Source organism: Luteitalea sp., assembly GCF_044337415.1.
In the GTDB taxonomy this organism is placed as follows: Bacteria; Acidobacteriota; Vicinamibacteria; order Vicinamibacterales; family Vicinamibacteraceae; genus Luteitalea.
In genome coordinates this window covers 1-7,908 of the sequence record NZ_JBIINP010000180.1, presented here as the reverse complement: position 1 = coordinate 7,908, position 7,908 = coordinate 1, and the positions used below count along the sequence as shown (strand labels likewise).

Here is a 7,908-nt window from a genome sequence, read left to right as displayed (position 1 = left end):
AGCCCGCCCGCCTCGACGAGCGCCGCGTGCGGCGCCTTCGCCACGGTGACGGTCGCCACCGACACGGGCTCCTTCTTCGTCACCGGCTCGGCCGTGTGCTCCGCCCCGCCGCACCCGGCGGTCAGGATGGCGGCACTCGACAGCAAGAGGCCGACGCCGAGCCGACGCCCGCGTTGGCTGAGGCGAGCACCGCGATGATGCCTGTGTACCCGGTACCCCGTACCCGGCACCCGTTCTGCGTAAGTCGAGTTGTCCATGGAGTCCTATCGTCCGAGCGCGCGATCGAGGGCGGCCGATTCCACCGTCACGTCGACCCTGGCGCGCAACTGCTGTTCATGGGCCTGCACCACCGACTCGGCGGCGCGGAGGAGGGCGGTCACGTCGGCCAGTCCCTGTTCGTAGCGGTCGCGCACGATGCGCTGCCGCTCCGTGGCCTGCGCGACGACGGTCGTCGCCAGGGCTTCACGGGCCCGCGCGCTCGTGAGTCGCGCGGCGGCCGAGCGGACGTCGAGGCGCACACCGGCCTCGGCCCGCTCGCGCTCCACGTCGCGGCGCTTGGCCGCCTCGGCCGCCTCGGCGATGCGCGCCTTGTCGGCGAAGCCGCGGAAGAGGTTGATGCGGACGCCGGCGCCAACGCCCCAACTGCCAGCCCGGTCGCCCCAGGTGCCGCCGTTGGCTTCCCAGCCGGCCTGCGCGAACACCTGCGGCATGTAACTCGCCCGAGCTTCGGCGACCTGGGCCCCAGCGAGATCCACCATCAGCCGCGCCTGTTGCAGTTCTGGCCGCTGACGCAGGGCTTCGTCCTCGAGTGCTGCGGCCTCGGGTATCGCTCCCGTGGAGGACGAGGCCAGCGGCGCCAGCACGAAGGCCGCGTCGAGCGACTCGCCCATCACGCGATTGAGGTCGGCGCGCGCCAGGTCCGCGGCGAGGGAGGCCCGGAGGCGGCCCTCTTCGACGGCAGCCCGGTGCACCTCGACGGCAAGCACGTCGGCGTCGGTCACCAGTCCCGCATCGCGACGGTCGCCGGTGCGCTTCAGATCGGCGTCGGCGGCCTCGAGCGCGGCCCGCGCCGCCTGCATCGAGGCCTCGGCCTGCAGCACCTGGCCGTAGGCCTGCGTGGCCGCGACGGCCAGCGCCTGCCGGGCGGTGACCCGCCCGGAAGCGGCCAGTCGAACACCCAACTCGGCCGCACGGACCCGCGCCCGCGTCGCCCCGCCGTCCCACACCGACTGCTCAGCACCCAGCGCCAGCCGGAAGTTGTCGACGGCATCCGGGTGATTCAGGGCATCGAGCGCGAAGTCGGCCGCCGTGAACTGCCGCTGAGCCAGCAGGGAGCCGAACACGAAGACGGGTTGGTTCCCCCGCTGCCAGGCCTCGCTGGCGTCCACGCGGGGCAGGTAGCCGGCGCGCGCCTGGTCCACACGGTGCGCCGCCTCCTGCTCGGCGAGCGCCGCAATGCGCGCGTCGGGGTTGCCGGCCTGGGCGCGCGCGATGGCATCCTGCAGCGTCAGGGGCGCCTGCGCCCACGCGGGAGCCGCGGCCATCAGCGCCCCCACGAGGCCGGCGGCCATGACGGAAACTGGAGACATACGTATCATCAGGGAGATGGATACCGCCGCTGACGGAAAGGTGACACCCGCCGACGACTACGCCGCGTTGGTCCGGGATGCCGCCAACGGCGATCCAGACGCCATGGAGCGGCTGCTCGTGCGCGCCCAGGCGTCGGCCTACCGGTTCAGCGTGATGGTGTGCGGTCGCACCAACGAGACCGAGGACGTCATGCAGGAGGCCCTGGTGAGCACCTACAAGCACGCCGGCGCCATCCGCGACCCCCAGGCCTTCAAGGCGTGGCTGTATCGCACGGTCCGCAATGCGTGCCTGCTCAACCGCCGCAAGCGCGTCGCCGAGCCCGCGCACCTGGCGTCGCTCGACGACGCCGGTCCCTACGACGACGCCCGCGTGATCGATCCGGCCGACACCGGCGAGAGCCCGCAGGAGGCACTCGAGGCGTCCGACCGGCGGGCGCAGTTGCGCAAGGCCCTGCTCACGCTTCCCGGCCCCCAGCGGGAAGTGATCGTGCTGCGCGACCTCGAGGGCCTCTCGACGCGTGAGGTGGCCGAGGTGGTGCAGATCTCGGAAGACAACGTGAAACAGCGCCTGCATCGGGCCCGCGTGGCCCTGCGTGCCGCGCTGGAGCCCACGCCATGAGCACTGAACCCGGCGCCGTGTCGCCGCGCTGCCAGCAGCAGCTCCTGGAGCTGTCGGCCTACCTGGAAGGCGACCTCGGCCCCGAGCAGATGGCGGCCCTCGACGAGCACCTGGCCGGCTGCGAATGCTGTGGGCGCATGGCCGCCAGCCTCCGCCGGGCCATCGCGATGTGCCGCAGCGAGGAGGTCCGCGACCTCCCGTCCGAGGTGCAGGCCGATGCGCTGGCCCGCGTGCGGGCGCTACTGCGCCGCGACGGCTGAGGGCTCTGGCGGCACGACCGAGATTACGTCCGTCGCTGCCGGCTGATACAATGAGAGGTTTGCGGCAGGTGCCGCGAGGCTTCCCATGATTGCAGTCCACGGCGTCTCGATGCGGTACGGGTCGAAGGTCCTCTTCGACGACGTCACCACGACCTTCTCGGCAGGCCGGCGCTACGGCCTCACCGGCCCCAACGGCGCCGGCAAGTCCACGTTCATGAAGCTGCTGACGGGCGAGCTCCAGGCCCAGAAGGGCTCCGTCGTGCGTCCCGACAAGCTCGGCGTGCTGCGTCAGGACCAGTTCGCCTTCGACGAGTTCCGCGTCGTCGACACGGTGATCATGGGCAACGCCCGGCTGTGGTCGGCGCTCGAGGAGCGTGATCGGCTCTACGACAAGGCCGACATGACCGACGAGGACGGCATGCGCCTCGGCGAGCTCGAGGGCATCGTGGGCGAGGAAGACGGCTACAGCGCCGAGAGCGACGCGGCGATCCTGCTGGCCGGCCTCGACATCCCGGACGCCTTGCACGAGAAGAAGATGCGGGAGCTGCAGGGCGGGCAGAAGGTGCGCGTACTGCTCGCGCAGGCGCTGTTCGGGCACCCGCAGGCGCTGCTGCTGGACGAGCCCACCAACCACCTCGACCTCGACTCGATCCACTGGCTGAAGGACTTCCTCGTCCGCTACGAGGGGTCGCTGATCGTGATTTCGCACGATCGCCACTTCCTCAATGCCGTGTGCACGCACATCGCCGACATCGACTACGAGACGATCATCGCGTACACCGGCGGGTACGACGACATGGTGCTCGCCAAGACGCAGATCCGCTCGCGGATCGAGTCCGACAACGCCCAGCGCGAGAAGAAGATCGCGCAGCTCAACGAGTTCATCGCGCGGTTCTCGGCCGGCACGCGATCGAGCCAGGTGACCTCGCGCAAGAAGGAGGTCGAGCGGCTCCAGACCAACGACCTCGCGCGCTCGAACATCCAGCGCCCGTTCATCAACTTCCGCATCGAGCGCCCGTCGGGCAAGCTCGCCCTCGAGTGCAAGGGCGTGTCGAAGGCCTACGAGGGCCTCGAGGTGGTGCGCGACTTCAGCGCCGTCGTCAATCGCGGCGAGAAGATCGCCATCGTCGGCCGCAACGGCGTGGGCAAGACGACCCTGTTGCGGTCGCTCCTGGCTGATGCGCCTGGGGTCGACGCCGACCCGGCGGCGCGCGACGAGGGCGCCGTGCGCTGGGGCCACGAGGTGTCGGTGGGCTACTTCTCGCAGGATCACACCGGCGCGATCCCGCACGGGACCACGGCGGTCGAGTGGCTGCATTCGTTCGCGCCCGACGCGCATCGCCAGGACATCCACGGCCTGCTGGGCCAGATGCTGTTCAGCGGCGAGGAAGGGCACAAGCCCACGGCAGCGCTGTCGGGCGGGGAGACGGCGCGCCTGCTCTTCTGCCGGCTGATGCTGCTGAAGCCCAACGTCCTCGTGCTCGACGAGCCGACCAACCACCTGGACCTCGAGTCGATCAACGCGCTCAACATCGCCCTGCAGAAGTACGAGGGCACGGTGTTCCTGGTGACGCACGACGAGGACCTCATCGATGAGGTCGGATCGCGCGTGTGGTCGTGCACGCGCGACGGCATCGAGGACTGGAAGGGCACGTACGAGGAGTTCGCGGCGGCCCACGCCTGATCGGCGGGGCTCGCACTGTCACCAATTCTTCACAGCCATCGGCGGTCGAGGTGCCCTAAGCTGCCCCCGCCAGTGCTTCCTGAAGGAGACGTGATGTCCGAAGTCCAGAATCCGGGGCGCCGCGCCATGCTGCGGCGACTCGTCACCGGGGCGACCGTGGTGGCCACGCTGTGTGGCGCCGCTCGCGGCGCGGCGGCGCAGGGCGGCACGCGCCCGCGCAATCCGAACGGCGGCGGCACCCGCCCCAGCGGTCCCCCTCCGGGCGGCACGCCGCCGGGTGGCATGGGTCCGCGCGGCGGCGGTCACGGCGGCAAGCGGCCCGGCGGCCCGCCCCAGGGCGGCGGCAGTCGCCCGAACGGCGGCCGGCGCGGCTGATCGCGATTTGCACTACCATCGGGTGGGTCACCCCACCCGATGCCCCTCGCTTCACCGACGTCCCCCTGGGCCGTGCGCGGCGCGCGTGGCCTGGCGATCACCCTCAGCGTCGGGACGATCTACTTCCTCACGGCACAGTTCGGGACCTTCTGGGCCTCCGATGGCCGGACCGGCACGCCCATCTTTCCCGGCGTCGGCGCCGCGCTGGCGGCCCTCGTCCTCTACGGGCGCGGTTACTGGCCGGCCATCTTCCTCGCCCGCGTGCTCGCCTTCTGGCTCGCCGGCACCCAGCGGGCGCCCTGGCTGGTGCTGGCCATCGCCGCGGCGAACGCGGCGGCCGTGTATACGGGCGCCTGGGCCATGGATCGATGGGGCCGCACGGACCCGGCGTTGACGCGCCTGCGCGACGTGCTCTGGCTCGGCGTGGGGAGCCTCGTGGCGTCGTCGGTCGGGGCCAGCCTCGGCGTGACGGCGATGGCGATCGAGGGCGAGGTCGGCCCTGGGCTGTACGCGGCGACCTGGATGCGCTGGTGGATGGGCAGCATCGGCGGCGTGCTGGTCGTCACATCGCTGGCCCTGGCCTGGGGAGCCGGCGAGCCGTGGCCACGCCGGGTCCAGGACTGGGCACGCCTGCTCGCCTGCGTGGCCGCCACCACGCTGGTGAGCGGGTGGGTCTTCTTCGGCTCGCCGAGCGCGCTCGCCCACACATGGCTCGTGTTCCCGGTGTTGCTGTGGAGCAGCCTGGCGTTCGGCGTGCGTGGCGCCACGCTGGCGCTGGTGCCGGCCACCCTGTTCGGCGTCGCCGGCACCACGATGGGCGTCGGCGTGCTCGGCGGTGCCTTCGAACCCGACGTCCGCTACGTGCTGCTGCAGCAGTTCGTGACGGCCGCGTCCTTCACCTGCCTCGTGCTGGCCGTCGTCGCCGACGAACGCCGCGGCAAGCAGGCCCTGCGCGACCGCGAGCAACGCCTCCACCTCGCGCTCGCCGCCGCGCGCTCCTTCGGCTTCGAGGTCGACCTGACCTCAGGCGCGGTGACACGCACGCCGGAATGCGCCGAGATCCTCGGGCTGCCGGCCGGACACGCACAACTCGGCACCGTGCAGTCGTACCTCGCGCACGTCCACGAGGACGACCGGGTGCGTGTCGCCAGGACCACGGGGCCGATGTCGTTGCGCCAGCCCACGGTGCGGCTCTCCTACCGGTTCGTGCGCCCCGACGGACGCATCGTGCACCTCGACGAGACGTGCGCTGGGGTCTTCGACGCGGAGGGACGCCCCACACGGCTGGTCGGCGTGACGATGGACGTGACCGACAGGTGGCACGTGGAGCGCGAACGCGAGCAACTCCTGGCGCGCGAGCGATCGGCACGACAGGAGGCCGAGCAGGCGACGCTGCTGCGTGACGAGTTCCTCGGCACGGTCTCGCACGAGTTGCGCACGCCACTCAACGCCATCCTCGGCTGGGCGCAGATCCTCCAGACCGGGACGCGGTCGCCCGAGGCCCTGCAGTCGGGCCTGGCCACGATTGCGCGCAACGCCCGGCTGCAGACGCAACTCATCGACGACCTGCTCGACTTGAGCCGGATGAGTGCGGGCAAGCTGCGGCTGGACGCGCGGCCGGTGGACCTCTCGACGGTCGTACACGACGCCGTGCTGGCCGTCACGCCGGCCGCCGCGGCGCGGAGCCTGCTCCTCGAGTGCACCGCCGAGGCCGGGGCACGGGTGCACGGCGACCCCGACCGACTGCAGCAGGTGTGCTGGAACCTGCTGGTGAACGCCGTGAAGTTCACCGAACCAGGCGGCACCGTGCGCGTCGAGGTCGTGCCGCAGGGGACGCAGCAGTGCCTCCGCGTGCGCGACACCGGCGCCGGCATCGCGGCCGACTTCCTGCCGCACGTGTTCGACCGCTTCCGGCAGGCTGACGGGTCGACGACGCGTCGACACGGCGGGCTCGGCATCGGCCTCGCCCTGGTGCGCCAGATCGTCGAGATGCACGGCGGCACGGTGCGCGCCGAGAGCCGTGGCCCGGGGCTCGGTGCCACGTTCACCGTCTGCCTGCCCGCGCTGTCGCCAGCCACGGACGCGACCCGCGCCGCACGCACCGACAGCGGCGGGCAGGCGCCAGCCGCGCCACACGCGGCGCTCCGCGTCCTCGTGGTGGACGACGACGCGGACGCGCGGGAGGTGGCGGCGCAGCTGCTGCGGAGCAGTGGTGTGGACGTCTTCACGGCCGCCTCCGCCGAGGAGGGCCTCGCGCAACTGCGCGAACGGCAGCCTGACGTCGTGGTCGCCGATATCGGCATGCCCGGCGTCGACGGCTACGCGTTCATCCGCGCGGTCCGTGCGTTGCCGACCCGAGAAGCCCACACGCCCGCCGTGGCGATGACGGCACTGGTGCGCGACGAGGACCGCTGCCGCGCGCTGGAGGCCGGCTTCCAGATCCACCTGCCCAAGCCGGTCACGCGCGACGGGCTGCTGGCCGCCATCACTCGTCTATCGCCAACGCGACATCCAGCGTGATCACGCCGGGCGAGGCGTCGATCCGCACCGAGCGCACGTGACGCAGGAGCGCCGCCATGTCCGGGCGGGCATCCCCGGACGATGGCGCCGACGAGGGACGACCGGCGTCGGCGAGTGCTTCCGCGATGAGCTCGTTGACCAGGGCGACCTGCAGCGGCAGCGTTGCGGTCACGCGCGCGCCGGCCAACGCCGGCAGGCCCGCGGCCACCTGCTGCTGCACCCAGGCCTGGAGACCGTCTGCACTCATGATTCCGCCTTGTCGGTGACGTGCATCTCGACGTCGACCTCGAGCCCGTCGGGCACGGATCGGAACCGCAGCGCACGCACATGCGGCCACACCGGCGCGAGTGCGCGCAGCGGACCTTCGTCGAGCGCGATGCGAACCAGTCGGCCATCGAGGCGCACGAATGGCGGCAGGCTGACGCGCTTCAGCCCCCAGGCCGCCATCTGCGATGCCAGTTCGATCGTCAGTTCCGGCCGTGGCTGGAGGATCGCCTCGCCCCGCAGCGTCGCGTTCACCTGGAAGCTGCCGTAGCGCACCTGCACCTGTTCGGCCGGCCCGATGGCCACCCCGACGCCGTGGGGGAGCCCTGGCAGGCTCGCCAGCAGGTCGTCGAGGACGGCTTGCCTGACGGGGAGACGCAGGTGCACCCGCGCGCCGGCCATCCTTGGGCCCCCCGCCTGCAGTTCCGCAAGAAGGATGTCCGTCACGGCCATGGATGGGTCCCAGGAAGGTGGAGGGCCCGCCGGGTCACGGGCGCCGGGTGCCCAGTCGCACCACGATGTCGTACTCGGCCTGCGTGACTGGTTGCACCGACAGGCGGCTGCCCTTGCGCGTGACCATCATGTCCTCGAGACCGG

9 protein-coding genes are annotated in these 7,908 nt (G+C 71.8%); 5 read left to right on the top strand and 4 right to left on the bottom strand.

What is annotated here, in order from left to right; genetic code table 11:
• Positions 1–257: hypothetical protein (locus ACIRDX_RS18270; protein ID WP_396626871.1), on the bottom strand; the 257-nt coding region annotated here is incomplete at its 3' end.
• Between the two features lie 6 nt (positions 258–263).
• Positions 264–1,571 (bottom strand): TolC family protein, encoded by a 1,308-nt coding sequence (locus ACIRDX_RS18265; protein WP_396626870.1) that lies wholly within the window; start codon positions 1,569–1,571, stop codon positions 264–266.
• 34 nt (positions 1,572–1,605) lie between these two features.
• On the opposite strand from ACIRDX_RS18265, the gene ACIRDX_RS18260 reads away from it, so the two are divergent.
• The 5 genes from ACIRDX_RS18260 to ACIRDX_RS18240 all read left to right on the top strand — a co-directional run bounded on the left by ACIRDX_RS18260 (position 1,606) and on the right by ACIRDX_RS18240 (position 7,047).
• Complete coding sequence (locus ACIRDX_RS18260) at positions 1,606–2,208, top strand: RNA polymerase sigma factor (protein WP_396626869.1); 603 nt, start codon at positions 1,606–1,608, stop codon at positions 2,206–2,208.
• Positions 2,205–2,468 (top strand): anti-sigma factor family protein, encoded by a 264-nt coding sequence (locus tag ACIRDX_RS18255; protein ID WP_396626868.1) that lies wholly within the window; start codon positions 2,205–2,207, stop codon positions 2,466–2,468. Before ACIRDX_RS18260 ends, ACIRDX_RS18255 begins: the two co-directional genes overlap by 4 nt.
• An 85-nt stretch (positions 2,469–2,553) precedes the next feature.
• Positions 2,554–4,152 (top strand): ABC-F family ATP-binding cassette domain-containing protein, encoded by a 1,599-nt coding sequence (locus ACIRDX_RS18250; RefSeq protein WP_396626867.1) that lies wholly within the window; start codon positions 2,554–2,556, stop codon positions 4,150–4,152.
• Positions 4,153–4,245: 93 nt separating this feature from the next.
• The gene (locus ACIRDX_RS18245; protein ID WP_396626866.1) at positions 4,246–4,527 is read left to right on the top strand and encodes a hypothetical protein; all 282 of its coding nucleotides are present in this window, start codon (positions 4,246–4,248) and stop codon (positions 4,525–4,527) included.
• Positions 4,528–4,566: 39 nt separating this feature from the next.
• Positions 4,567–7,047: an ATP-binding protein gene (locus ACIRDX_RS18240; protein WP_396626865.1), complete on the top strand. Its 2,481-nt coding sequence runs from the start codon at positions 4,567–4,569 to the stop codon at positions 7,045–7,047.
• Here the strand turns inward: ACIRDX_RS18240 and ACIRDX_RS18235 are convergent.
• Together ACIRDX_RS18235 and ACIRDX_RS18230 are read right to left on the bottom strand one after the other, a co-directional pair.
• Positions 7,013–7,294 carry a hypothetical protein gene (locus ACIRDX_RS18235; RefSeq protein WP_396626864.1) on the bottom strand — a complete coding sequence of 94 codons (282 nt, stop codon included), beginning with the start codon at positions 7,292–7,294 and terminating at the stop codon, positions 7,013–7,015. The genes ACIRDX_RS18240 and ACIRDX_RS18235 overlap by 35 nt on opposite strands.
• Positions 7,291–7,758: a hypothetical protein gene (locus tag ACIRDX_RS18230; protein ID WP_396626863.1), complete on the bottom strand. Its 468-nt coding sequence runs from the start codon at positions 7,756–7,758 to the stop codon at positions 7,291–7,293. Before ACIRDX_RS18230 ends, ACIRDX_RS18235 begins: the two co-directional genes overlap by 4 nt.
• Positions 7,759–7,908: the final 150 nt, after the last annotated feature.

What these genes read in the sequence shown, in the direction of transcription:
- ACIRDX_RS18265 (WP_396626870.1), bottom strand. Translation starts at nt 1,571, where the DNA reads ATGGCCGCCGGCCTCGTGGGGGCGCTGATGGCCGCGGCTCCCGCGTGG.
- ACIRDX_RS18260 (WP_396626869.1), top strand. Translation starts at nt 1,606, where the DNA reads ATGGATACCGCCGCTGACGGAAAGGTGACACCCGCCGACGACTACGCC.
- ACIRDX_RS18255 (WP_396626868.1), top strand. Translation starts at nt 2,205, where the DNA reads ATGAGCACTGAACCCGGCGCCGTGTCGCCGCGCTGCCAGCAGCAGCTC.
- ACIRDX_RS18250 (WP_396626867.1), top strand. Translation starts at nt 2,554, where the DNA reads ATGATTGCAGTCCACGGCGTCTCGATGCGGTACGGGTCGAAGGTCCTC.
- ACIRDX_RS18245 (WP_396626866.1), top strand. Translation starts at nt 4,246, where the DNA reads ATGTCCGAAGTCCAGAATCCGGGGCGCCGCGCCATGCTGCGGCGACTC.
- ACIRDX_RS18240 (WP_396626865.1), top strand. Translation starts at nt 4,567, where the DNA reads ATGCCCCTCGCTTCACCGACGTCCCCCTGGGCCGTGCGCGGCGCGCGT.
- ACIRDX_RS18235 (WP_396626864.1), bottom strand. Translation starts at nt 7,294, where the DNA reads ATGAGTGCAGACGGTCTCCAGGCCTGGGTGCAGCAGCAGGTGGCCGCG.